A 23,881-nucleotide genomic window follows, 5' to 3' on the forward strand; every position below is an offset into this window, starting at 1 on the left:
TCAAAACGGCCCGTGTCAATTGAAAGAACACCGTGCCCGGAATCTGTCAATTCGTAGCAATTATAGGGCGGCGCATTCACGGCAAAAACCATACCATGACCGCGCGCCACGCCCATGACCACGGTTTCAGCCTCACATTACAGGTCAGCCGGAACCATTGCGACTCCCCCGTTCGTTTTCCTGTGTTACCGTCTTGCGCTTGACCCAGCCACGCACGCCACCGGTTTCCGCTTCGATGACTACGCCTGCCGTCCGCCCCTCCCCCCTCGCCTTCGGCGACCTGCAGGGCTGCCACACCTCGTTTCGCGAACTCCTCGCCAAGGCCGCGCCCTCGCCCGACACACCGCTATGGTTCGCGGGCGACCTGATCAACCGCGGTCCCGAGTCGCTCGCCACGCTGCGCGAGCTGATCGGACTCGGGGAGCGTGCCGTCGCCGTGCTCGGCAATCACGACCTGCATCTGCTGTCGGTATCGGCGGGCATCCGCAAGGCGAAGAAGGGCGACACCATCGATGCCATCCTGAACGCGCCCGACACCGCGGACCTGCTTCACTGGGTCCGCCATCGCCCTATCGCGCACCACGACTTCGGCATGCTCATGGTGCACGCAGGCGTGCTGCCGCAATGGGACATCGATCTGACGCTGGAATTGGCGCACGACCTCGAAAAGGCGTTGCGCCGCGACACCTGGAAGGAGACCCTGGCGGGCCTGTACGGCAATGAGCCGAACCGCTGGTCGAACGACCTGAAGGGCATCGACCGGCTACGCATCACCTGCAACGCGCTGACCCGCATGCGCTTTTGCAACCGCGACGGCGCCATGGACTTCAGCACGAGCGGCGGCCTCGCCTCCGCGCCGACGGGCTACATGCCGTGGTTCGACGTCCCCGGACGCAAGACGAGCGGCAACACCGTCGTCTTCGGTCACTGGGCCGCGCTCGGCCTGACGCTGCGGGACAACCTGATCGGGCTCGATTCCGGTTGCGTCTGGGGCGAGCAGCTTTCGGCCGTGCGGCTCGAAGCAGACCCGGCGCGCCGCATGCTCACCCAGGTCGATTGCCAGAGCTGCCGCGCCGCCGGCGCCTGAGACCGCGCCCGGCGCTGCGGCCTCCCCGCTCCGCCCCGCTAAATCACCGCCGGCCCGCGCATCGACTCCAGCGCCGCCTCCACGGCCGCCTGCGCCTGCCCGGCGAGCTTGCGCCGGTCGCCTTCGGCCGCAATCGGCTCGCCCACATACACGTGCGCCGTGAGCGGCCCCGCCTTCAGCAGCGCATCGAGCGACTGCTTGAGCGACACATCGTCGATATACGCCGGCGCCACCGACTGCCGCCCCTGCGCATCCTCGTAGTAGATGCACAGCGGCTGCACCGGCCGCTCCGCTTCCACCGCCGCCTGGAACATGTTCGTGTGAAACGGCTTGAGCGCGCGCCCATCCGAGGTCGTACCTTCGGGGAACACGCACATCAGCTCGCCGCGTTGCAGCCGCGCCGCGAGTTCGTGCATGATGCGCCGCGCGTCGCTGCGCTTTTCGCGCTCGACGAACACCGTATCGAGGTTCTGGGCGAACCAGCCGATCAGCGGCCAGTTGCGGATCTCGGCCTTGGAGACGAACGGCGTCGGCCGCCACGCATTGATCACGTAGATGTCGATCCACGAGATATGGTTGCTGACGACGAGCGCGCCCGCGTCGAGCGTCGCCGCGTCGTTGTGCACGACGAGCTTCATGCCGCACAACTGGAGCATTTTGAGCGACCACGCGCGGTTCATGGCGTGGCGCGCTTCGGTGCTCGCGCGCGGAAAGCGCAGCGCGACGGTGAAGGCGCCGCGCAGCAGGTGGCCAAGCAGACGGGTCTTGCGTACGAAGAGGCTCATGGTCAACGAAACGAAAACGGTATCGATCGGTACGTGCTTGTTACGTGGATGGTACGAAAGCCCTCAATGGCGCTCGAAGCCGACGCGCCCCGCGACGATCGTCGCGCGCACCACGCCAGGCAATTCGTAGCCGAGGAACGGCGTATTGTGCCCCTGGCTCTTCAATGCCCGCGGCTCGACACGCCAGTGCGCCCCGGCGTCGAAGAGGCAAAGGTCGGCGTTCGCACCCGGTGCGAGACGCCCCGCCTCCGCCTGCATCACCGCAGCCGGCGCCGACGTCACGCGCGCAAGCGCCTTCGCGAGCGGCACGCCCGCTTCCTGCGCCCATTTCACGGTCAGCGAAAGCAGGAGCTCGAGTCCCGTCGCGCCCGGCGTGGCCTCGCCGAAGGGCAGCAGCTTTTCGTCGTCGTCCACGGGCGTGTGGTCGGAGCAGATCGCGTCGATCGTGCCGTCCGCGAGCCCCGCACGGATCGCTTCGCGGTCGCGCTGCTGACGCAGCGGCGGATCGAGGCGGAACTGCGCATCGAAATAGCCGATGTCCATGTCGATCAAATGGATGTGGTTCGCGCTCACGTCGCAGGTCACGGGCAGGCCTTCGGCCTTCGCCGCGCGCACGAGCGCCACGCCCGCCGCCGACGAGAGATGCATCACATGCACGCGCGCGCCCGTTACGCGCATCAGCTCGAAGAGCGTGAAGAGCGCGATCGTCTCCGCACTCACGGGCACGCCGGAGAGGCCGAGGCGCGATGCCACCGCGCCGCTCGCCGCCACGCCGCCCTTCGAAAGATACGCGTCCTGCGGCCGCAGCCAGACCGCGTAGCCATAGGTGCTCGCGTACTGAAGCGCACGCAGCAGGACCTGGGTATCGGCGATCGGATGGTCGGCCTGGGTGAAGCCGACGCAGCCCGCTTCGGTCAGCGACACCATTTCGGTGATCACCTCGCCTTTCAGGCCCACCGTGAGCGCACCCAGCGGATACACGCGCGAGCGTTCGAGCTTGCCCACGCGAAAGCCGAGCATTTCGATCAGGCCCGCTTCGTCGAGCACGGGGTCGGTGTCGGGCGGGCACACGAGGCTCGTCACCCCGCCCGCAAGCGCCGCGGCCATTTCGGAGTCGAGCGTCGCCTTGTGCTCGTAGCCCGGTTCGCGCAGCCGTGCGCACAGATCGACCAGGCCCGGCGCGATATGCAGTCCGCGCGCGTCGATTATCCTGTCCGCGCGGAAATCAACGGGCGCCTCGCCGAGCGCGACGATCTTCCCCGCCGCGATAGATACGTCCTGCCGCTGTTCGGTGCCGGCCGCGGGGTCGATCAGCGTGCCGCCTTGAATATGGATCTTCATGCGCTGCCTTTGTTGTCTCGCCTGTTCACGCGGGGTTGCCGGCGACAATGCCCATCACGGCCATGCGCACCGCGATGCCGAAGCTCACCTGGTCGAGGATCACCGACTGCGGGCCGTCGGCCACCTGCGAGTCGATCTCGACGCCGCGGTTCATCGGCCCCGGGTGCATCACGATCGCGTCGGGCGCGGCCAGCGCCAGGCGCTCCGGCGTGAGCCCCCAGCTCTTGAAATACTCCTGCGCGGAAGGCAGCAGCGCCCCGCTCATGCGTTCGTTCTGCAGGCGCAGCATGATGATGACGTCGACGTCCCTGAGGCCCTCGTCGAGGTTGTGGAACACGCGCACGCCCATCTGTTCGAGGCCGCCCGGCAGCAGCGTGCGCGGTCCGATCGCGCGCACTTCGGGCACGCCCAGCGTGGTGAGCGCATGAATGTCCGAGCGCGCGACGCGCGAATGCAGGATGTCGCCCACGATCGCCACGCGCAGGTTCGTGAAATCGCGCTTGTAGTGGCGAATCGTGTACATGTCGAGCAGCCCCTGCGTGGGGTGCGCGTGGCGCCCGTCGCCGGCGTTGATCACGTGCACGTGCGGCGCGCAGTGTTCGGCGATCAGATACGGTGCGCCGCTCGAGGCGTGACGCACGACGAACATGTCGGCGTGCATGGCCGAGAGGTTGCCGATGGTGTCGAGCAGCGATTCGCCCTTGCTCGTCGACGAAGCGTTGATGTTCAGGTTGAGCACGTCCGCCGAGAGGCGCTTCGCAGCGATTTCGAAGGTCGTGCGCGTACGCGTGGAGTTCTCGAAGAACAGGTTGAACACCGATTTGCCGTGCAGCAGCGGCAGTTTCTTCCCGTCGCTGTCGGCGGCGCTCACGAACTGAACGGCCGTGTCGAGGATATGCGTGACGATCGCGCGCGGCAGGCCCTCGATCGTCAGCAGGTGCTTGAGCTCGCCGTTCTTCGTGAGCTGCGGATTGCCCTTCAGGAAGCCATAGCGAAAGGGTCCGCTATCGGTACTGCGGGCCTCGACGGAGGCGGGCTGGGTGTTCATCGTAGTGGTCCTCTGGATGCGGGGCCGGTTCGCACGAAGCCGCGCCGCGAGCGAGCGCCCATGCCCCGGCATCCGGCGTCTCGCCAGGAGTCGTGACACGCGTGACGTTCATGACGGGGAGGCGGAGCGTTCGTCGAGATATTGCTGGAGGATCACGCAGGCGGCTTCGGCGTCGATCTGCCCGCTCGCGTGGTCGCCGCGATATTCGCCGCGCTCGCGCAAACGCGCTTCGGCATCCACCGACGAATAGCGTTCGTCCACCCACAGCACGGGCAGGTTGAAGCGGCCGTTCAGCTGGTTGCCGAAGCGTTTGGCCTGCTGCGTCATGGCGTGCGGCGTGCCGTCCGGATGACAAGGCAGGCCCACCACCAGCAGGTCGGGCTGCCACTCGCGCAGGAGCGCGCCAATCGCTTCGAAGCGGTAATCGCGACTGCGGTTCTGGATCACGGTGAGCGCGCGCGCGCTATGCGTGAGCGCATTGCCCAGCGCCACACCGATGCGCTTTTCGCCGTAGTCGAACGCAAGCAGGGTGGCCTCGGCCGCTCCCCGCCCGACGGCTACGCTCATGCGTGACCCGCCTCGCCCGAGAGCATCGACGACGAAATGCCGAGCAGCGCGAGCGCCGCTTCGAAACGCTCTTCCGCGGGCACGTCGAAGACGATCTTCGGATCGGCTTCCACGGTGAGCCAGCCGTTCTTCGAGATTTCGTCTTCGAGCTGGCCCGCGCCCCAGCCGGCATGGCCGAGCGTGAGCAGGAAACGTTCGGGGCCCTTGCCGTTCGCGACGGCTTCGAGCACGTCCTTCGACGTGGTCATCTCGAGCCCGCCCGGCACGGACATCGACGACGTGTAGTTGGTGCCCTCTTCGGGCGCGTGGAGCACGAAACCGCGCTCGGTCTGCACCGGGCCGCCGAAATAGACGGGCACGTGCAGGAGCGGTTCGATTTCGAGCTTGAGGTCGATGCGCGAGAAGAGCGCCTGCAGATCGATGTCGGTGGGACGATTGATAACGAGACCCAGCGCGCCGCGCTCGGAATGATCGCAAAGGTACACCACCGTTCCTGAAAAAGTGGGATCTGCCATGTTCGGCATGGCGATCAGGAACTGGTTGGTCAGATTGATGCGATCGTTACTCTTGGACATGGTTTGAATTCTAGCAAAGACGATGGGCAATGGCGGACGGGCCGGTGTGCCTGGACCCTCGCCGGGCACTCCTGACAGGAGACACCCCGATGCGCGCCCTGGCATGGTGCGCCGTGACGCCACTGTGCCCGGTGGCCACACGCCCTGTTGCAGGGCCTTGCGCCCACTCTAACACGCTGACGCGCCGGGCCTGCAAGGGCCAGCCACCGGGGCGCAGGAAGCGCGAAGAGGTTGGAAAGAGAAGACGGGCTGAACCGCGATCGACAAGCCGGCACGAACGGCAGTCAGCGAAGGCGCGCAAGCACGATGCCCGCCTGCGGTCATTGCACTGCCGGTGCAGGGCGCGCCGGCAATGCGGCAATCGCCGCGGCGAGCGCACGCACGGCAGCCGACGCATCCGTCTGCGGCACACCGGCCGCGATCTTGTGCAGCATCGCGCGCAAGGCCTCGCTCGCCTGTTCGATGGCATCCGGGTCCGGCTCGGCGATCGCGCTCGCCGCAAGCGGCCGCTCCGCCGCTTCGGCCTGCGACATCGCATGCGCCGTGCGCCGCCAGGCGAGACCCAGCGCATCCGCCAGCAGCCCCACGTGACCGAGCCCGAGCGCCCATGCCGCCGCGCCGAGGCGATACGCCGCCTCCGCCGAGAGCAGCGCATCCGCCGCCTCGCGCCGCGTACGGCGCGACAGCGCGCGCGCATGGTCGGTCAGCGCGACCATGGCGGCATCGGCCGTTTGCAGGAAATCCTCATAGGCGTTGGCATTGACCGCGAGGGCGCCCAGATCGCGCACGCGCGCCACGCGCGAGGCCAGCGCGTCGGCCTCGGCCGCACCCGCTTCCCAGAGCGCCTCGGAAGCCTGCGTGCCGGCGACGTGCCAATCGACCGTCAGGCCGTGATCGTTGAGCAGGTCCACGTCGGCGGTATCCTCCGCCGCCGCGCCGAAAAGCGCGTAATCGCGCCACAAGAGCGCAAGCGTCGCGCGCACGAGCGACTGCGGCGCAATGCGCAACCCGTGCGCATGGTCCGCCAGCAGCAGATTGCAGCGGGCGTAGAAGCGCCGCAGGTCCTCGTCGCCCCAGAAGCCCGCGCCACGCCGCAGCGCGCGCGCGCAGGCCGCCGCGAGGCGCCAGTAATCGTAGGGATCGGTGCTCGCGAGCTCGGCGAAACAGGCGTCCATCTCGTCGAAGGCCGCGCTCGCCCACGCGGCCGCCGCGCGGCTGCCGGCGGCGATAGTCCGCGTCTTGAGCGCGGGCAAGAGCGCCGCTTCGTAGCGCGCACGCAGCTGGGCCAGCCGGTGCGCCGGCTGTGCGCGCAGCGTGGCGGGCGCGACGGGCCGGCCGAGCAGCGCGACATCCTCGTAGTGAAGCGCAACGCCGGGCGTATGTCCGGCCAGCACCTCGAAGAGCGCGTGCTGGCGCACAAAGAGTGCGGGCGAGCACGCGAGCTCGCGCAGGTTGTGGCGCCCGAGCGCCGCCCGCAGGTCGCCGGTCGCGTCCCTGAAGCGCGCGCGCACGTCGCCATCGCCGTCCGCTTCGGCGGCAGCGCGCGACGGCTGGCTGTGCGGCGTCGCCACGGGCTCCGGCGCGGACAACGCGAGCGGCGAAGCCAGCAGCAACGTATCGGCAAACCGCGCCGCCGCGAGCCAGCCCGCGTCGCGCAACGCGCGCGCAGCGCGGCGCAGCGGCGTGGCCGCATCGCCGTGCGTATCGAGTGCGTCGAGCGCTTCGGCGAGCGCCGCCTCGGCGAACGGCACCTGGCCGCCGCGGGGATTGGGCAAGGCTTCGAAACGGGCAACGGACGTTGAACGAAGACTCATGAGCGAGCGCCGAAAACGATTGCCAAAAGATTGCAGGCCGGGGACGTCACCTTAGCTCCGACGAGGCCCGGCCTTCGCCCCGGCCGGCATCGCCGGCACCGCAGGCACCGAACAGACGGCGTGCGGACGAAGCATGCCGCCGGCTGCGCAGGCACACGGGCCCCCAGCCACGGCGCGTCAGATCTGGACCATCTCGAAGTCTTCCTTGCGCGCACCGCATTCAGGACAGGTCCAGTTGATCGGGACATCCTCCCAGCGCGTGCCGGGCGCAATACCTTCGTCCGGCAAACCGGCTTCTTCGTCGTAGATCCAGCCACAGATCAGGCACATCCAGCTTCTATATTCCATTCTTATGCCGCGTCGAAAGGTCGAAAAAATCGGTCGGGAAACAAGAGCATGAATGGTACCGTGTTGCCGATTTTGTGCCTAGCAACCGTGCGCAGGGAATCGTCGCGGCGAACAGGCAGCGATCCGGCGGCGAACGCCGGCCGCGGCATCATGCCCATGCAACCGCGCCGCGCAAAAACCCCCGCGCCGTGCGCGCCATCCGTCCCCGGACACGCGGATAAGCCGCATAATTGGAAACGCCGGCGCAACCGCGTCAGGCCATCACTCACTTCGTCACATCCATGTCCAGCGAGTCCCCTCCCATCGTCCTTACCTTCGGCCTTTCCGATCCGACCGGCGGCGCCGGCCTGCAGGCCGACCTGCTCACGCTCGCCAGCATGGGCTGCCACGGCGTGAGCGCGCTCACCGGCTATACGGTGCGCGATTCGGCGGGCAGCGACGAAGTCACCGGACTCGACCCCGAGGTCGTGGCGAACCAGGCGCGCATGCTGCTCGAAGACATGCCGGTGGCCGCATTCAAGGTGGGCGCCACCACGCGCGCCGAAGTGGTGAGCGCGATTGCCGAAGTAGTCGCCGACTACGACGACGTCCCGCTCATCCTCGCCCCCGACTTCACGCTCGACGACGAGCACGTGCTCGCCGCCGACGAACTGCGCGAAACGATTGCAGACCTGCTGGTCCCGCAGACCACGCTGCTGATCGCCGATGCCGCCACGCTGATCGCGCTCGCACAGCCCGACGGCGACGCGGAAGCGCCCAGCCTCGACGCGGCGATCGCCCACCTGCTCTCGACCGGCTGCGAGTACATCCTCTCGATGGAAACGGGCACGCACCGCGTGGTGAACACGCTCTATTGCGAAGACGGCCAGCTGCGCCAGGACCTCTGGGACCGCGCGACGCAGCCGATGCTGGGCCTGACCGACACGCTCGGCGCGGCCATCGCCGCCCTGCTCGCCAACGGCCAGGAGCCGCCCGAGGCCGTGCGCGAAGCGCAGGAATATCTCTATCAGGCCGTGCAGAGCGCATTCCGGCCGGGGATGGGGGCGTGGATGCCGGACCGCTTCTTCTGGGCGCGCAGCAACGAGAACGAAGACAGCGGCGAGGACGGCGAAAAGCCCGCGGGCGACGACGCAGACTTGCCACCGCCGGGCGAAGCACGGCACTAAAAAGCGCCCGGAGCGGACGTAGGGGCGGCGGCCGCTGCCCTATCTATCGAAGCGGAGTCGGCGAATCCGGTTTAGCGCCACCGGCCGCCGCCAGTTCCCGCTCGCGCGCATCGATCGCCGCGAGGAAAGTCGCCGTGAAAAGCGCCACCAGCACGGTCACCATGATCGGCACGAGCACGTCGATCGTCAGGCCGAAGACGATCGTGCTGGCCGAGACGGCCAGTCCCGACCATGCGGCGGTCCGCACGAACCGGTCGGCCGAGCGCCGCTTGCGCCAGAAATAAACGATCGTCCCGTAGTAGTAGAGCAAAAGGCACGCAAGCCCGACCGATCCCAGTTCCGCGATGGTCGAGAAGAAGTCGCTATGCGCGCGCGCATTGACGACCAGTTCGGGCATGAAGCCTTGCTTCGACAGATCCTCCATGGCGCCCTCCAGCCGCCCCTTGCCGACGCCGTAAACCGGATGCATCGAATAGAGATGGGCCGAAGCGCGCCAGAGCTCCAGACGGATGCCCGTCGAAGAGTTCGGGTCGCCGCTATGGAGCCGCGTGATATCGACCGAAAAGTCGTGAATGCGCTGCGCGATGCGAGGCGAGGCGAGCAGACCCGCCGTGCCGATCACGACGATGGCTGCCGCGGCCGCCAGGCGCCGGCGGTTGGTGAACCACCCGTACTGCACGCCGAGCATCACGAGAAAAACCGGAATGGCGACCCAGCCGCCACGCGTGCCCGACGAGTAGGAGGAGAAGCCGCCGGCCATCAGTGCCGCGAGCTTGATGGCCGTGGCCAGCTTGCGATATTTGCCGTCGTTCCAGCCGATCGTGAAGACCGCGAGAAATGCGAGCAGCAGCGCCGTGTCGCCATAGGGAATGGCGTTGGTGAAGTCGTTGTTCAGGCGATCGTCGTCGGTCCAGCCGCCTTCCGGGCGATGCGCGAGCGCGAGGGCGCCCAGGACCAGCGCGCCGAGCGCGCAGCCCCAGCCGAGCGCGCGGAAGTAGCGCGACGGCATCTGCCGCAGCATCAGAAAAATCGGGATCGCGAGCGCGAAGCGCGAATAGGCATCGAACTGGCGCGGCAGCCACATGCCATAAAGGATCTGCTGCACGAACGCGGCGATCACGAGCCCGCACATGCCGGCGACGAACCAGCGGTATTCGGAGAGCGGCGAAAAATAGCCGTCCACGCGGCGGTAGCGCACGGCGGCGTATAGCGCCATCGCGAGCAGGATGAAAAAGCAGTATCCGGTGCCGCCCCGCCAGACGAGATTGACGGCGGGGGCGATCAACAACAGCAAGGCTACCGCCGAGGCAGCCACGGGAGAAAAACGCATGGATTAATCAGACTCAACGAACAGTAGCGGCCGCGCTCGCATCGCGCAGCGTTTGGAATCCGGACATCACGCGGCGAACCGAAAGCAATTGCTTCCACAAGCGCTCCTTGAGTCCGCCGAACGGCACGACGTCGGGCGGCAGGACGATTTCGCCCGGCCCCCAGCCCGGCCGCCAGGAGCGTGCGAGACCACGGCGCATGAAGAGCGTGAGCGTGGGCACGCCGATCGACGAAGCGAGGTGACCCAGGCCCGAATCGTTGCCGATGAACCAGCCCGAACTCGCAATCCACTTGCCGACCTCGCCGAGCTTCGCCAGCGCGTTGACCTCGTGCCCTTGCGCGGCGATGTCGCGCCACGCCTCGAATTCGTTGGGCGCAACGAGAAAGCTCGGCTGCAGCCCGAGCTCGGCCAGCGAGCGCGCGAGCGCCAGAAACTTCTCGCGGCTCCACATCTTTTCCGGATGGCTGCCGGTCGGATGAATCACCACGCGGTTCGCCACGCTGTTGCGCACGATGCCGGGCGGCACCGTGAGCCCGTTCGAACGCGTGACATCCTTGAGCGCCAGCTCGCTGCCCGCAATCTCGACGATGCGATCGACCATATGATGAATCGGGCCGTGATACGCGGGCAGATCGGCGAGGCAAAACGGCTTGCCCGACTTGCACAGCGTATGGCCGGTTTCGGTCGGACGCAGCTCGATCACCGTGTCGAAGGCGCCGGCATGTTCGGCCATGCGCCCGACGCGCACCCAGGGAAACCAGTCGGCAAGCTGCTCCGCCACCCAGCCGAACACGACCGGCTGGTAGCCGTTGCGAACCAGGTTGTGCACGAGGACCATGCCAATGAGGCTGTCGCCGATGGGCGGTGGCAATACGACCGCCACGCTGCTGTTCGTCTCAATTTTCATTGATGATGTGAAATTCCACCCGATGCTCGATCCAGGACGGGGCGCCGACGGATCCCCAATAAGGGTCCTTGCCGACGATCGCGCCGCCGCGCCTGCAGGAAGAGCGGACCAGCGGGAGTATACCGTCCCCGCCTGGCCCTCAGCAGATTCGCCCTGGCCGCGCACCTTCCTGGATGGCTCAATCGCCCGCCACGCGGGGACTTGCGGGGAACAGCAAGATTCCTGCCCGCGCCTTGAAAAACGGCGCAGAAATAAAAAAACCCGCATCGCTGCGGGTTTTTCGTTCGGGTGCAACCGGTGCATGGCACCGGGGAAACACGCCATCAGGCGCATTTCCCTGCACGTCGATGCAATCGGGCTCGTCGCCTGATTACATGTCCATGCCCATGCCGCCCATGCCGCCGGGCATACCGCCGGGCATCGGAGCATCTTCCTTCGGCAGTTCTGCAACCGCTGCGTCCGTCGTCAGGAGCAGGCCCGCAACCGAAGCTGCGTTTTGCAGCGCGGTGCGCGTGACCTTGGTCGGGTCGACCACGCCGGCTTCAACCAGGTCGCCGTACTCGCCGGTCGCTGCGTTGTAGCCGTAGTTGCCTTGACCGGCCGCGACGGCTGCCACGACCACCGACGCTTCTTCGCCGCCGTTCGTGACGATCTGGCGCAGCGGCTCTTCCATCGCGCGCAGGACGATCTTGATGCCGGCGTCCTGGTCTGCGTTGGCGCCCTTCACGCTGGCGATCGCCGTACGTGCACGGATCAGCGCAACGCCGCCGCCCGGGACGATGCCTTCTTCAACGGCAGCGCGGGTTGCGTGCAGCGCGTCTTCCACGCGTGCCTTCTTTTCCTTCATTTCGACTTCGGTCGCAGCGCCAACCTTGATCACTGCCACGCCGCCTGCCAGCTTGGCAACGCGCTCTTGCAGCTTTTCGCGGTCGTAGTCCGAGGTCGCTTCTTCGATCTGCGTGCGGATTTGCTTCACGCGCGCTTCGATGTTCGCGGCAACGCCTGCGCCGTCGATGATCGTCGTGTTTTCCTTGCCCACTTCGATGCGCTTCGCCTGACCGAGTTCGTTCAGCGTTGCCTTTTCGAGCGTGAGGCCGGTTTCTTCCGCGATGACCTGGCCGCCGGTCAGGATCGCGATGTCTTCCAGCATGGCCTTGCGACGGTCGCCGAAGCCCGGAGCCTTGACGGCGACGGTCTTCAGGATGCCGCGGATGTTGTTGACGACCAGCGTTGCGAGCGCTTCGCCTTCGACGTCTTCAGCGATGATCAGGAGCGGACGGCCAGCCTTGGCGACTTGTTCCAGAACCGGCAGCAGATCGCGGATGTTCGAGATCTTCTTGTCGAACAGCAGGACGAACGGGCTTTCCAGCACGGCGACTTGCTTGTCCGGGTTGTTGATGAAGTACGGCGACAGGTAGCCGCGATCGAACTGCATGCCTTCGACCACTTCCAGCTCGTCTTGCAGCGACTTGCCGTCTTCGACGGTGATGACGCCTTCCTTGCCGACCTTGTCCATCGCTTCAGCGATACGGTCGCCGATCGACGAATCGCTGTTCGCCGAGATCGAGCCGACTTGCGCGATTTCCTTGTTGGTCGTGCAGGGCTTGCTGATCTTGCGCAGCTCTTCGATGGCGGCGGCAACAGCCTTGTCGATGCCGCGCTTCAGGTCCATCGGGTTCATGCCCGACGCGACGTACTTCATGCCTTCGCGAACGATCGATTGCGCGAGGACGGTTGCCGTCGTCGTGCCGTCGCCTGCGTTGTCGCTGGTCTTGGAAGCCACTTCCTTGACCATTTGCGCGCCCATGTTCTGGAGCTTGTCCTTCAGCTCGATTTCCTTTGCGACCGAGACACCGTCCTTGGTGACCGTCGGGCCGCCGAACGAGCGCTCGAGGACCACGTTGCGGCCCTTCGGACCCAGCGTGACCTTCACTGCATTGGCGAGAATGTTCACGCCTTCAACCATCTTGGAACGGGCGGAATCGCCGAACACGACGTCTTTAGCTGCCATCTTTTAACTCCTTGAATCCGGGAATATTTTTAGCGGTGCAATGAACTTACTTGTTCACCACGGCCATGATGTCTTCTTCGCGCATCACCAGCAGTTCGTTGCCGTCGACCTTGACGGTCTGGCCAGCGTACTTGCCGAACAGCACGCGATCGCCGACCTTGACGTCGAGGGCGATCAGGGCGCCCTTGTCGTCGCGCTTGCCCGGGCCCGTGGCCAGGACTTCACCTTGATCCGGCTTTTCTGCCGCTGCGTCCGGGATCACGATGCCCGAAGCGGTCTTGGTTTCTTGATCCAGGCGCTTGACGATCACGCGATCATGCAAAGGACGAAGGTTCATGGATAGATCCTCTCTCTCTTGATTGGGACTTGAAGACTCAAGCAAACCTGGCGGGCCGGTTGGCCAGCCAGCGAATTGTTAGCACTCTCGTGCGACGAGTGCTAATTATATGGACGGGTAGTGACAAATTCAAGAACGGGGGCGGATGGGAATGTGACGATCGGTTTAGCGGGGTGTTTTGCGCCTTGAGGAGCGCGCTGCAGATTTTGCGAGGCTGGCAAGGGAAGTCTTATTTCTCAATTAAAACAAAGAGATAAGAAGTTTTTTGTTTATATGACCCTTTCAGGGAAAGGTGCCCTCTGCGCACGGTTTGCGACAGGAAAGCGGCTCATCGGGAGGCGGCGGACCGGTAATCTTCGGGAAATCCCCAATCTTTTCCCAAGCCGGAATCGAAGCGCTGCAGGAATGTCTTCGATAGCACCCCATTTCTGCCGATACCGACTACCCCAAACAAAAAACGGGCTACCGCCCAAGGCGTAGCCCGTGCAGAAGTCCGGCGCGCGCAGCAGCGATGCCCCCTGCCGCCGGCAGAGATCACATGACCTTGAACGCGGATTCGACGAGCGTACGTATATCGTCAAACTGCGTAACCAGCTCGAGGCTCAGGACGAATGCCAGCATGGAGAACACGCCTGGGTACCGCTCCATCCATCGCAACGACGGAGGCCCAAACCAGGTTCGAACGGAGTCGCGGGTCAATACGCAGGTTGTAGCGATTCCGAGCGCGATTCCCGCGAGGAGATCGGTCGGATAGTGATAGCCGAGATAAAAGCGCGGCGCGCAAATGAAGACCAAGGTGTAGAGGAACGCCAACAGGCCCGCTCGCCAGCTAATCAGGAAAATTCCCGTCGCAACTGCCGCCCACAGCATGGCGTGATCGCTGGGAAACGAACTCCATGCCATCAGATCGGCGCTTTTGGCCGCCTCGAACGGAAAATGCCCGGACAAGCCGGGGGTGTACAAAGGACGCAGGCGGAACGGCAGAAAATGCGCCATGAGTCTGCCGACTATGAGCGCAAATATGGCGCTCACGATCGTGGCGATCACAACCTCGCGGCACCATGCTCGACGCACGCCAGGATAGAACCACGCCCACCACAACAGAGGGATAAGAACGAGGCCTTTGAACGTATACCGATCGGCAATCGCTCTTATTGCGCAATTTATAAGGAAACCGAAGTGAATATTCTTCAGCGCTTCCTCCAGGAGTCGGTCAAGGCCGTTCATTTTTTTATGTATGAGGTCGAATGGGATTAGCCCGGCGGAAGACCGCCTGTCTCGGATGGGCCTGATTCAGGGTCTCACAGCAAAGGGGAGGCATCAAACGTTAGCTGGTATCTGGGGTGCGGTAACCCACGCTCAAGACAGTCGTATGACCAGGACGTCTTTTTTCGTGAACGCCGCCCACCGTGGCAAAGCGCACAGTCGAACACGGCGCCGTTCATCACAATGCGCAGGCATTCCATTCAGGCGGATGGGTGCGTCGATGCCGCAATTTCGGCGTCACCGCTGCCATGGTTTTGCGGTCCGCCGCGGTCGCCTATGGCCACGCGTTCATCGTGCAACTCCCAGCATTCACAAGGACGCCGTCACGTCGCTACTGGGCCACGACTACTCGGGCAGTCTTGGTGTATTTGCCTTCTTTTTGCCAAGCGGCATATTCGTTAGCGCAAGCTACGATCGGCAGCGCTCGGCCTACTCTGGACACGGCGGGGCATGATCGTGGCTTCCCCGTGCAGCAATGTGTCTCCTCCCTCGCGCCGGCACTGGGTCCGCTCCTGGCACTGGCCATCGCAGCGCCATTTATCTTCGGCCGGGCGTCCGTGCCCTGGCGCTGCGTCGAAAAGCCCACCCTCGACGGGTGCCGCAGGCGCTTCGCCACACCGCGCCGAAGCCTCGTCGCGGCAACGCGAACGTCTGGCCGGACAGCCTGATCGTTCCGGGCGCCAGGCGCCCGACGTACAGCACGACCCTTCTCGTTTGCACACCTGGTCAGAGCTTTTCCGCGCGCTCAGGCGTCAGCCTTCCTCGCGCAAAGTCCCAAAAGCCGATCAGATTGCCGCTTAAACGACCGCGGCGGTCGATCCACGGCTCCGGAGCAAGGCTTCGAACCGCATTGCTGACGACATTGCGGAACACATGATCGAGTGCAATGCGCAATGGCATCGTCTTGTTTCGCACCAGATAGAACGGATTGACGACCTGCGAATAACCGAGCCTGCGCCCGGACACTCTCCCGCCTTTGGTCCCGAGGTGCACCCCGAGTGCGGTATTGATGCGAACGACGCGGCCGCCCCGCTTCCAGACCTTGGCGCCGAAATCGCGATCCTCCTGCCATCCATAGAGAACCAGGCGCTCATCGAAGCGCAGGCCGGCGATGCTCCGCGCCCGGAAGGCCATGTTGCACCCATAGGGGCAAAGCGTCGGAGCCGCAATCAGGTCCCCGGGAACCTCACCCTTCTCGGCGAGGATAGTCTTTCCCTCTTCGAACGAATAGCCGGGCCCATGAATGCCGTCCGCGAGTAACGTCCCCGTCACGCAGGCTACGGCCGGGTCATGCTCCAGCACCCTGTGGACTTCTGAAATCCACCTGCTGTGCATCAGGAAGTCATCGTCGAGAAAGATCACGACGTCGCAATCGTCCGGCACGTGATTCAGCGCATTGTTGCGCTGCCGCGTGAGCCCGGGCGGCCCTTTGATCACGAGCATACCGGCCAGCTCCGGAAGGTCGCGCACATCCTCGTCCGACACGCAGGAAACAATGATGAGTTCCGGCTCGACAGTCTGTGTACCGACAAAGGCAACAACCCGATTGAGCAGTTCGGCACGGCCCCGGGTGGCAAAGATCAGGCAGGTCTTTAACTTTTTGCCGGACGATGGCGGGCTATCTTTTCTGGACATGACGACTCCGAAGCTGACACTCGAATCTGTCGTTTAATCTTATGGATCACCGCCGTCTGCTCTATCGGGCAGACAGGTGGAAAGATGATATCGGCAGGGTAAACACCGCACTGCTATGTACCGCACGCATCTGCGGCGCTCATCGAGGCACTGAAGACCTGCACCGGCCGGCGCGACGAACTCCTCGACGCGGTTATTGATCGACGCACGATGCCGAATCGAGCGGTGTATATAACCGAACGTATTTGACTTTCAATACCGACGGATTCGGCGTATCCGAAATCGGATAGCCCGAGCCCAGCGCGAGATTGACGATCGGATACATTGGAAATCGATACTCCGGCGGAGTCGGCCGGTCCCATACCGCGACCCGGTCCAGAAAATAAGTGATTTTGGCCGGTTCGATCAGCACGCCATAGGTGTGGTATCCATCGACCAGGGAACCGGGCACCACCCGATTGGCGTGGACCACGTGCCGCGACTGGTCCTGCTGGTTCCCGGGATACCAGACGTGCAACGCCGACATATAGTTCGTGTCGTCGTGCCCATAGTATTCGACGACGTCGATCTCGACACCTGGCACCTGCTCGCCAACCGGTTTGAGGCTGGCCAGCCAGAATGCGGGCCATGTACCGGGACCTGGGGGCATGCGCATCTTCGCTTCGAAGTATCCGTACTTGACACCCTCTCCTCGACCGCTCGCATCGGCTGCCGCCATCAAGCCGGACGCCCATCGTCCCGACTCCGAACGTCTTGCCGTAATGTGCAGTTCCCCGTCGACAATCGAAAAGGGGCCATCCGGTCCAGGGTCGGCGAACGACGCGTCGCCGAAGTCGCCGTTCCACGGCGTATGCGCCGTCCAGCGGCCATTTCCCAATTCACGAGGTGCAATTCTGAAATCGTGAAAGTCTTCCGAAAATACAAGACGATATCGACAGATATTCAAACGCTCTCCCTGCCCGAACGAATTCCCGTGGACGCCCAACAGCAACACGAGGAAGAGCAAGACCTTCATGAGCGGTCCTGCTTCAGTATCTCCCGGCTCAAGTCCACGTGCTGGCGAACATAGGCTTGCGCACCGAAATCGTCCAGATCCGCCATACGTGCCTGCGCACGCGAGGCCCGTGCGAACGCCTGCTCAGGATTCCGGAATATTTCCTCGAACGCGGCGCGAAGCGCCGCGGCGTCGCCGACCGGGACATACCGTATCTCGTCGGGAGAGAAGTAGGCCGAGACACCGCCAACATCCGTCGCCACAACCGGCACCCCCGAGAGGACGGCCTCCTGAATCACGGTAATCCCGCTCGCATGAAGATTCTCCCTGAGCGGCACACAAACGAGCGTGGCCTCGTCGAAAGCCTCGCGCAATTCATCGTTGCTCCCCGCACGCGTGACTTCGATATTGCCGGCGCGCTTCACCAGCCGCTTCGGAACCGAACCCGAAAGTATCTTCAATTTCACGCGCTCCATGCCGCTCACGGCATCGATCAGCGTTTTCCAGTCGCGATGCCGGTCGTTACCGAGCGCGAGGATATTCACGACGTTTTCGTGGGCTCGCCGACCGCACATCCGCCTCGTTTCCGCCGGAATACCGAATTTGACCCACCTGACATCGGCAGCAGGAAACAGGGCTTTCGCACGCGCGTAATTTTCCGGCGAATGAAACGTCAGTACGTCCATCCGCGCGACGAGCGACCGGAACAACGCTTTCTTCGGCCAGCTCAGCGCGTCCCAGCTATCGATCAGCCAGATCGTCTGTGCGATCGTCGGGACCCGCTTCCCGTAGAGCAGCCCGACCATTGCAACTGCAAGATACTGCGATTCCGTGTGCGTCCAGACGATGTCCGAGCTCAGGATTGCCTCGCGGTTGCGCAACGCATGAACCACGTCCGCGCCCAGAATCGCACGCAAGGCGAGGCGCCACAGTTTCTCGACCTTGTTTTCCTTTTTCGACTTCGAAAATGCCACCCGGCAGCCCATTTGCTCGGCTCTCCCATAGCCATAGGGCGTCGGATCGTTGATTCCGACCAGGTCGCCGGCATCGCGCTTCCTGCGCCACTCCGTGGCGTCCTTATCCACCGCGAGGTGCACGAACACGTTGATTCCGGATTGCCCGGACTTGCGCCCGATCTGCGAGCAAGGCGCCTCAACCACGTCGACGGATTCGGCAAGCGCCGTTTGCATCGATCGATCATCCACTGTTAGTCCGGTCGAAATCATTTGCATTCCTTATCGAACTCATATCCGGCGAGAAGCGCAATCACCCGTGTCACTGGAGCCAGCGTGCGAATCGCGTGGCGAACGAGACCTCGTCGTTGATACCGAGAATCTCGCGAACCAGCCCCGCCCGGCATATTCCGATGATCAGCATGACCAGCAATGAGAGTTCCCCCAGCAAACGGGCCTCGGCCATACCCATGGCGCCGAAGTATCTGGACAAGGGAATGGCCATTGCCACATTCGCCAGTGCGCCGACGATGCCGCAGCGCGCCAGCATTCCCTCGAGTTTCCGGGGGATCAGGAAGTACAGGCCCAATATCTGCGTGCAAACGCTGATCGGCAGCACGAGTACCAGAACGTTCAGCACCGGAACCGCCCGGCCGAATTCCGCCCCGAACACCAGCGGCACGAACCACGCCGACAGCGATCGGGTGACGATCACTCCCACCACCGCACCCAGAAAGAAGACGGCGAATATCCGTCTTGCGATCATGTTGGCCCGGGCATTGTTGCGGCCGACCAGATACATGACCTTCGGAACCAGAATCTGCCCTGCGGGCCCCATGAGGCTCAATGCGGCACCCACGATGCGTTCGGAGACGCCAAAGGCACTCACCTCCGAAGGGGGCGCAAGCAGGGACAAAATGTAGGCCGATGCACCAATCAGCAAGATCGACGTCCCACCGTAGATGAAGATAATGGTGGACCGTTTGATCAGGTCGACAGCGGCACGCAGCGGCGCAATGAGCCCCGAGAACTCGCGCCGCACCACCACGTACGCGAGTACGAGCTGGATCGCGACAGAAACGAAAGAGAGCGGGAAAACGAGGTTGATGTCTCCCGGCTTTCGGATGAAGGTGAATATCAGCGAGGACGAAAGCAAGAAGCCCAATACTTCGATCATCACGCTTGTGCGGGCGCGCCCCGTACCGGTGAAATACCAGCCCAGGTTGAAGGCTGCGAGTATCCCGCCGAAGACCACGACCACGTAGGCGCCCGGCACATGGGAGAGGAGTTGCGATCGGGAGACCGCAATCGCGCCCACGATAAAGACTGGAATGGACAACAGGAGCCTGGCGGTGAACTGCGCGCGAAAAATCGGATCGCGCTCGCTCTCGTGCTCGGTGTGAACGATATCCCTGGCCCCGACCGTCGCGAATCCGTAGGCGACGAGCATCCACATGGTGTTGCCCAGCGACATGCCGGCCAGCACGACCCCGTAGCCGCCCGTACCCAGCACTCTCCCGTAGTAGGGAACCAGAATGAGGGGATAAAGATAGCGAAAGGCGTACGACAGATAAACCGCGAGAAGTTCGATCTTCGACAACGGCATCCGGATTTTATTCATGAACCCCCCTGGCGATCCAGCCCTCGCGTCTTGACGCGCGCGTTGGCGTACGCAACGAGAGCGCACCGGCGGCGGCCGCCATTAAATAGAACAACGAACCGAGTTCGAACACCCCGGCCGAGGACACGGCGCAGACCAGCGCCGCCATCATGCTATGCCGGGACGCGTAGCACACGGCGCGCTCCGCGAGCGGGTACTGGTGGGGCACACGTACCAGCAGGGATTTGGCAATGAATGTTCCGTAGCAGACTGCCCCCACGACACCCAGATTAGCCAGCACGACCACGAGAAAGCTCGACGCGCGAATGCTGCCCAGTCCGACACCGATTCCATAGGTATCGAAGAAGTTGGTCATGCCTTGGGTATTCCAGCTCATTCGCTCGAGGCCCGATGCGCTGCTGCTCTTGTCAAATACCGCACTATCGGCGAACTGGACGAGCATATTCGCCACTGCCGGCAGAAAAAGCACGACATACAGGGTTCCGAGCACGCCCGCACAGACGGCGAGCACCCACATGCGCTGCTTGCGCACCACGGCGGCCGGTGAAATGAGGCCCGGCCGACTGAACAGCAGTATGACCAGATACCCGCCCAAACCGACGTAGGCGGTCCCCGAAGTGGACAGCAACAACAGCGCTCCCGACGCGACGGCAAGCATGCCGGCGAGCCGGGGACGATAGCCGATCACCCATAGATTGAGGCAAAAGACAAAGAGCGGCAGGGTGAAACCGGCAAACGCCGAAGCTTCGCTGAACGTACCGCTGATACGCACCAGCCCGTCCAGTTCGACGCCGGTCATCATGGCGAACTGCGCCGTCTTGACGAACGAAAGTGCATCGATACCGACCGCGTGCGAAGCAATGTCGATCACGCCAGCCAGTACGTCGAGAAAGGTGAGCAGAAAGATCGCACTCGCAAGCGTCCGGTATGCGTCGCGATACTTCAGAAACGCATACATGCAGCCATACACCACCACGTCGCTGATGCAGTAGACGGCCTGCGACAGATTCCCGGAAACCGGTCCGAGCGGCTGCAGCAACAGCGGGCCATCCCCCGCGCCGCGGTCAACCGGGAACACGAGTGTCGAGCCGTGCAGCAGGCGAGGCAGCACGATGGCGCCCGCCACGCCCCATACGCAGTTGCAGAGCAGCCAGAAGCCCGGCTTGTCCAGCGAAAACGCATCGCCCAGCTTCTTCCCGCCGGCCAGATTGAACGCTCTCAACGCGAAGAAAGCGAGGAAGAGTTGCGCCGGCAGAATGCCGATGCTGCCCAACGACATCGCCAGCGCGCATCCGAACAGGGAATACACGATGATCCCGTAAATCACGCCGCGAAACGATGTGTAAAGCGACACCAGGCCGGTGACGACCACCAGGATACCGAATATCGTCAGTCCCACGTCTTCGAGCCCCCATCCTCACCGCACGCGCACGCGTGCGCGACATTGTTGTTGCGCCTTATCAGGCGGAACGCCAGCGCCGCAGCGCCGGCGGCGAATCGGCATAGGCCTTGCCCGCATCCATCGCGTTCTCCACGATGCTCATGAACTCGCGCTTGAAGCGCTCCGCCGTGAAGCGCAGCGCATTGCGACGACACACTTCCGCACGAAACGGTACGTGCGCTTCGAAACGCGCCACCGCATCGACGATGGACTCCACGCTCTGTTCGTCGAAGAAGAGACCGGTGCTGCGCTCGGGATCCGGCGAATCGACGACGATCTCGCGCACGCCGCCCCGGCCCAGCGCGATCACCGGCGTGCCGCACGCCTGCGCCTCGACCACCGAAATGCCGAAATCCTCTTCCGCGGCAAAGACGAACGCGCGCGCACGCTGCATGTAATCGACGAGCACCGCGTCAGGCTGGTAACCGAGCAGCGTCACATTGGGCGTCGCCGCGGCCTTCGCGCGCTCGAAGTCCGCGCCGTCACCGATCACCACGAGCTGGCGCGAAGGCATCGCCGCAAAAGCTTCGACGATCAGCGGAATGCGTTTGTACGGCACCATGCGCGAGGCGATCAGATAGAAGTCGCCGTGCTGCGTCCCGAGAGCGAAGCGCTCGACGTCGACGGGCGGATACACCACCGTAGCGTCGCTGCCGTAGGCTTTGCGGATGCGTCGTGCCACGAAGGCCGAATTGGCGACGAAGGCGTCCACGCCGTTCGCGGTGCGCTGGTCCCAGATCCGCATGTAATGCAGCACCGCGCGGGCGATCCAGCTCCGCATGCCGTGCTGGATGCCCGCTTCGGCCAGATATTGATGCTGCAGATCCCACGCGTAGCGAATCGGCGAATGCACATAGCTCACGTGTACCTGATGCGGTCCGGTCAACACGCCTTTGGCCACCGCATGACTCGACGAGATGACGAGGTCGTAGGTCGAAAGATCGAACTGTTCGACCGCAATCGGCATGAGCGGGAGATAGCTGCGAAACGATTTGCGTGCGCGCGGCAAGTGCTGGATGAACGACGTATGAGCGTGTTTGCCGCCCAGCACGCCGCGTTGCGACTCCGGGAAAAAATCCACGACGCTGTAGAGATCCGCCTGGGGAAACAACTGAAGAATCTGCTCCACCACTCTTTCCGAACCCGCATAGGCGGCAAGCCAGTCATGCACGAGCGCCACGCGGCCGAAACGACGCGTATCGTTAGCAACGGTCGAGGCAAGGGTTACATTAGCCACGGCGAAATCTCCTCGATCAACTTGACGGCGGTGGCGCGCCAGGTCAGCTCCGCAGTCCGGGCGCGGCCGCGCTGGCGCAAACTCTCCCGCAGCGCGTCGTCGGTCGTGATCTGTTCGAGCAGGCGCGCCAGTTCCGCGGGATCGTCCGGCGAGGTGTAGAGCACGGCGTCGCCGCACGCCTCTTCCACGGCCGGCAGGCGCGAGGCGATGACGGGACAGCCGAGGGCAAGCGCCTCGACGGGCGGCAGCCCGAATCCCTCGTAACGCGACGGGTAGACGAAGCACGCTGCGCGCCGGTACAGCGCGGCCAGTTCGCTGTCGCTCACGTAGCCGAGGTGCTTCACGAATCCGGGCAACGCGGTCTGGCCCGTCCCATACACGCGCGCGTCATTGCCGCCCACCACCACGATGTCGAACTTCGCGTCCGGGATGAGGCGAGCAGCCTCGGCCACGAGCCGGAAATTCTTGTGGCGGTTGAGACTTCCCACCGCCAGCACGAACGGACGAGCGTCCAGCGTCGTTGCGATTGCGTCGTCATTCTGTTGCACGCGCAACATGTGCTCGCCGCTCTCGCTTACGACGCCGATCTTGGCCGCGGGAATCCGGTAGACGTCGCTAAGCTCCCGCCGGGAGAATTCCGACACCGTGATCACGCGTTGCGAAACGCGGCCAATCCGCGGCGCCATCAGACGATACCAGGTGACGAACGACCGGCTGTAGCTTTCGGGAACGCGTGCCGGCGCCGCATCGTGCAGCACCGTCACCTGACGGGGGTACAGCAGCGGCCCGGAATTGCACAAGTTGAGCAATAGCCGCCCGCGCGCCACCCGCGGCAGCGCGAGTTGTTCCCAGCGCGCCCCGCCGCCTTTGCCGCTCGCCTGGAGTCCCACGTGCCGAAACGGATTCGGCATGCCGGCCAGCGCTTCGGGCACGACGATTTCCGCACACAGGCCCGCGACGAGCGAGTCGCGCGATTCGATCAGTTGATCGAGTGCCCTGATGGTCTCGAACGCAAAACGATCGACGCCTGTTGCGTGGCGACCGAGAAAGCGGCCGTTGATCATCAGATTGGGAACATACTCAGGTTTCATCGGCGAGTTCCAGAGCCTGGCTCGTGGCCCGGCCGTCACGCGTGCGCCAGGTCGGTTGACATGCGCCTCATTCGAGAGGTCGCAGCATGCGAATCACATGATCTGGAGTGTGACCGACGCGCGCCCGCGCGAATGTTCGCCGTCGCTCACGCGACACGAGTTTGTCCGCATGCGTTTGTCCGCATGACGCTCGTGCATGCGCTTGCATGCCCGCGCTGTCGGCCGGAAACTGTGCGATGACTCACCTATGCCATGGAATATCGCAGCAAGCGCTCCCACACCATCGGTACAATGCAGACGAGTACGCGCTCGGCCTCTGCCGGTAAC

General features: G+C 64.1%; 21 protein-coding genes. 2 read left to right on the forward strand and 19 right to left on the reverse strand.

The window, feature by feature from the left end; genetic code table 11:
* The first annotated feature begins 235 nt into the window (after positions 1–235).
* Positions 236–1,087, forward strand: coding sequence for a symmetrical bis(5'-nucleosyl)-tetraphosphatase (locus U5760_RS25415; protein WP_322015078.1), 852 nt, complete (start codon positions 236–238; stop codon positions 1,085–1,087).
* A 38-nt stretch (positions 1,088–1,125) separates the two neighbouring features.
* On the opposite strand, the gene U5760_RS25420 is transcribed toward U5760_RS25415, so the two are convergent.
* From U5760_RS25420 to U5760_RS25450, 7 genes are all read right to left on the reverse strand, one after another.
* Positions 1,126–1,872, reverse strand: coding sequence for a lysophospholipid acyltransferase family protein (locus U5760_RS25420; RefSeq protein ID WP_322015079.1), 747 nt, complete (start codon positions 1,870–1,872; stop codon positions 1,126–1,128).
* A gap of 63 nt (positions 1,873–1,935) precedes the next feature.
* The gene (locus U5760_RS25425) at positions 1,936–3,213 is read right to left on the reverse strand and encodes a dihydroorotase (RefSeq protein WP_322015080.1); all 1,278 of its coding nucleotides are present in this window, start codon (positions 3,211–3,213) and stop codon (positions 1,936–1,938) included.
* Positions 3,214–3,238: 25 nt separating this feature from the next.
* The gene (locus U5760_RS25430) at positions 3,239–4,261 is read right to left on the reverse strand and encodes an aspartate carbamoyltransferase catalytic subunit (protein WP_322015081.1); all 1,023 of its coding nucleotides are present in this window, start codon (positions 4,259–4,261) and stop codon (positions 3,239–3,241) included.
* Positions 4,262–4,369: 108 nt separating this feature from the next.
* Positions 4,370–4,828 (reverse strand): Holliday junction resolvase RuvX, encoded by a 459-nt coding sequence (gene ruvX / locus U5760_RS25435; protein WP_322015082.1) that lies wholly within the window; start codon positions 4,826–4,828, stop codon positions 4,370–4,372.
* The gene (locus U5760_RS25440) at positions 4,825–5,403 is read right to left on the reverse strand and encodes a YqgE/AlgH family protein (RefSeq protein ID WP_322015083.1); all 579 of its coding nucleotides are present in this window, start codon (positions 5,401–5,403) and stop codon (positions 4,825–4,827) included. The genes ruvX and U5760_RS25440 overlap by 4 nt, the downstream gene beginning before the upstream one ends.
* Positions 5,404–5,723: 320 nt before the next feature.
* Entirely contained in the window at positions 5,724–7,217 is a 1,494-nt protein-coding gene (locus tag U5760_RS25445; RefSeq protein WP_322015084.1) for a hypothetical protein, read from the reverse strand.
* A 177-nt stretch (positions 7,218–7,394) separates the two neighbouring features.
* Positions 7,395–7,565, reverse strand: a complete 171-nt coding sequence (locus U5760_RS25450) for a rubredoxin (protein WP_008342674.1) — start codon at positions 7,563–7,565, stop codon at positions 7,395–7,397.
* Between the two features lie 281 nt (positions 7,566–7,846).
* On the opposite strand from U5760_RS25450, the gene U5760_RS25455 reads away from it, so the two are divergent.
* A complete protein-coding gene (locus U5760_RS25455) occupies positions 7,847–8,731 on the forward strand; it encodes a hydroxymethylpyrimidine/phosphomethylpyrimidine kinase (RefSeq protein ID WP_322015085.1) in 885 nt (294 codons plus the stop codon).
* A gap of 43 nt (positions 8,732–8,774) precedes the next feature.
* Here the strand turns inward: U5760_RS25455 and U5760_RS25460 are convergent, their stop codons facing one another.
* The 12 genes from U5760_RS25460 to U5760_RS25515 all read right to left on the reverse strand — a co-directional run bounded on the left by U5760_RS25460 (position 8,775) and on the right by U5760_RS25515 (position 23,554).
* Entirely contained in the window at positions 8,775–10,061 is a 1,287-nt protein-coding gene (locus U5760_RS25460; RefSeq protein ID WP_322015086.1) for an O-antigen ligase family protein, read from the reverse strand.
* 13 nt (positions 10,062–10,074) lie between these two features.
* The gene (locus U5760_RS25465) at positions 10,075–10,968 is read right to left on the reverse strand and encodes a glycosyltransferase family 9 protein (protein WP_322015087.1); all 894 of its coding nucleotides are present in this window, start codon (positions 10,966–10,968) and stop codon (positions 10,075–10,077) included.
* 370 nt (positions 10,969–11,338) lie between these two features.
* Entirely contained in the window at positions 11,339–12,979 is a 1,641-nt protein-coding gene (groL, locus tag U5760_RS25470) for a chaperonin GroEL (protein WP_322015088.1), read from the reverse strand.
* Positions 12,980–13,025: 46 nt separating this feature from the next.
* Positions 13,026–13,316 carry a co-chaperone GroES gene (locus U5760_RS25475; protein ID WP_028218320.1) on the reverse strand — a complete coding sequence of 97 codons (291 nt, stop codon included), beginning with the start codon at positions 13,314–13,316 and terminating at the stop codon, positions 13,026–13,028.
* 534 nt (positions 13,317–13,850) lie between these two features.
* Entirely contained in the window at positions 13,851–14,543 is a 693-nt protein-coding gene (locus tag U5760_RS25480) for a phosphatase PAP2 family protein (protein ID WP_322015089.1), read from the reverse strand.
* Between the two features lie 765 nt (positions 14,544–15,308).
* On the reverse strand, positions 15,309–16,217 hold the full coding sequence (locus U5760_RS25485; protein ID WP_322015090.1) for a glycosyltransferase family 2 protein: 909 nt from the start codon (positions 16,215–16,217) through the stop codon (positions 15,309–15,311).
* Positions 16,218–16,410: 193 nt separating this feature from the next.
* Positions 16,411–17,232 (reverse strand): glycoside hydrolase family 16 protein, encoded by an 822-nt coding sequence (locus tag U5760_RS25490; protein ID WP_322015091.1) that lies wholly within the window; start codon positions 17,230–17,232, stop codon positions 16,411–16,413.
* Positions 17,229–18,437 (reverse strand): glycosyltransferase family 4 protein, encoded by a 1,209-nt coding sequence (locus tag U5760_RS25495; RefSeq protein ID WP_322015092.1) that lies wholly within the window; start codon positions 18,435–18,437, stop codon positions 17,229–17,231. Before U5760_RS25495 ends, U5760_RS25490 begins: the two co-directional genes overlap by 4 nt.
* Positions 18,438–18,486: 49 nt before the next feature.
* Positions 18,487–19,785 carry an oligosaccharide flippase family protein gene (locus U5760_RS25500; protein ID WP_322015093.1) on the reverse strand — a complete coding sequence of 433 codons (1,299 nt, stop codon included), beginning with the start codon at positions 19,783–19,785 and terminating at the stop codon, positions 18,487–18,489.
* Positions 19,778–21,157 carry a hypothetical protein gene (locus tag U5760_RS25505; protein ID WP_322015094.1) on the reverse strand — a complete coding sequence of 460 codons (1,380 nt, stop codon included), beginning with the start codon at positions 21,155–21,157 and terminating at the stop codon, positions 19,778–19,780. Before U5760_RS25505 ends, U5760_RS25500 begins: the two co-directional genes overlap by 8 nt.
* A gap of 88 nt (positions 21,158–21,245) precedes the next feature.
* Positions 21,246–22,463, reverse strand: a complete 1,218-nt coding sequence (locus tag U5760_RS25510; RefSeq protein ID WP_322015095.1) for a glycosyltransferase family 4 protein — start codon at positions 22,461–22,463, stop codon at positions 21,246–21,248.
* A complete protein-coding gene (locus tag U5760_RS25515) occupies positions 22,451–23,554 on the reverse strand; it encodes a glycosyltransferase family 1 protein (protein ID WP_322015096.1) in 1,104 nt (367 codons plus the stop codon). Before U5760_RS25515 ends, U5760_RS25510 begins: the two co-directional genes overlap by 13 nt.
* Positions 23,555–23,881 lie beyond the last annotated feature (327 nt).

It is taken from the genome of Paraburkholderia sp. J12 (genome assembly GCF_905220215.1).
GTDB lineage: Bacteria > Pseudomonadota > Gammaproteobacteria > Burkholderiales > Burkholderiaceae > Paraburkholderia.

What these genes read in the sequence shown, in the direction of transcription:
- U5760_RS25415 (WP_322015078.1), top strand. Translation starts at nt 236, where the DNA reads ATGACTACGCCTGCCGTCCGCCCCTCCCCCCTCGCCTTCGGCGACCTG.
- U5760_RS25420 (WP_322015079.1), bottom strand. Translation starts at nt 1,872, where the DNA reads ATGAGCCTCTTCGTACGCAAGACCCGTCTGCTTGGCCACCTGCTGCGC.
- U5760_RS25425 (WP_322015080.1), bottom strand. Translation starts at nt 3,213, where the DNA reads ATGAAGATCCATATTCAAGGCGGCACGCTGATCGACCCCGCGGCCGGC.
- U5760_RS25430 (WP_322015081.1), bottom strand. Translation starts at nt 4,261, where the DNA reads ATGAACACCCAGCCCGCCTCCGTCGAGGCCCGCAGTACCGATAGCGGA.
- ruvX (WP_322015082.1), bottom strand. Translation starts at nt 4,828, where the DNA reads ATGAGCGTAGCCGTCGGGCGGGGAGCGGCCGAGGCCACCCTGCTTGCG.
- U5760_RS25440 (WP_322015083.1), bottom strand. Translation starts at nt 5,403, where the DNA reads ATGTCCAAGAGTAACGATCGCATCAATCTGACCAACCAGTTCCTGATC.
- U5760_RS25445 (WP_322015084.1), bottom strand. Translation starts at nt 7,217, where the DNA reads ATGAGTCTTCGTTCAACGTCCGTTGCCCGTTTCGAAGCCTTGCCCAAT.
- U5760_RS25450 (WP_008342674.1), bottom strand. Translation starts at nt 7,565, where the DNA reads ATGGAATATAGAAGCTGGATGTGCCTGATCTGTGGCTGGATCTACGAC.
- U5760_RS25455 (WP_322015085.1), top strand. Translation starts at nt 7,847, where the DNA reads ATGTCCAGCGAGTCCCCTCCCATCGTCCTTACCTTCGGCCTTTCCGAT.
- U5760_RS25460 (WP_322015086.1), bottom strand. Translation starts at nt 10,061, where the DNA reads ATGCGTTTTTCTCCCGTGGCTGCCTCGGCGGTAGCCTTGCTGTTGTTG.
- U5760_RS25465 (WP_322015087.1), bottom strand. Translation starts at nt 10,968, where the DNA reads ATGAAAATTGAGACGAACAGCAGCGTGGCGGTCGTATTGCCACCGCCC.
- groL (WP_322015088.1), bottom strand. Translation starts at nt 12,979, where the DNA reads ATGGCAGCTAAAGACGTCGTGTTCGGCGATTCCGCCCGTTCCAAGATG.
- U5760_RS25475 (WP_028218320.1), bottom strand. Translation starts at nt 13,316, where the DNA reads ATGAACCTTCGTCCTTTGCATGATCGCGTGATCGTCAAGCGCCTGGAT.
- U5760_RS25480 (WP_322015089.1), bottom strand. Translation starts at nt 14,543, where the DNA reads ATGAACGGCCTTGACCGACTCCTGGAGGAAGCGCTGAAGAATATTCAC.
- U5760_RS25485 (WP_322015090.1), bottom strand. Translation starts at nt 16,217, where the DNA reads ATGTCCAGAAAAGATAGCCCGCCATCGTCCGGCAAAAAGTTAAAGACC.
- U5760_RS25490 (WP_322015091.1), bottom strand. Translation starts at nt 17,232, where the DNA reads ATGAAGGTCTTGCTCTTCCTCGTGTTGCTGTTGGGCGTCCACGGGAAT.
- U5760_RS25495 (WP_322015092.1), bottom strand. Translation starts at nt 18,437, where the DNA reads ATGATTTCGACCGGACTAACAGTGGATGATCGATCGATGCAAACGGCG.
- U5760_RS25500 (WP_322015093.1), bottom strand. Translation starts at nt 19,785, where the DNA reads ATGAATAAAATCCGGATGCCGTTGTCGAAGATCGAACTTCTCGCGGTT.
- U5760_RS25515 (WP_322015096.1), bottom strand. Translation starts at nt 23,554, where the DNA reads ATGAAACCTGAGTATGTTCCCAATCTGATGATCAACGGCCGCTTTCTC.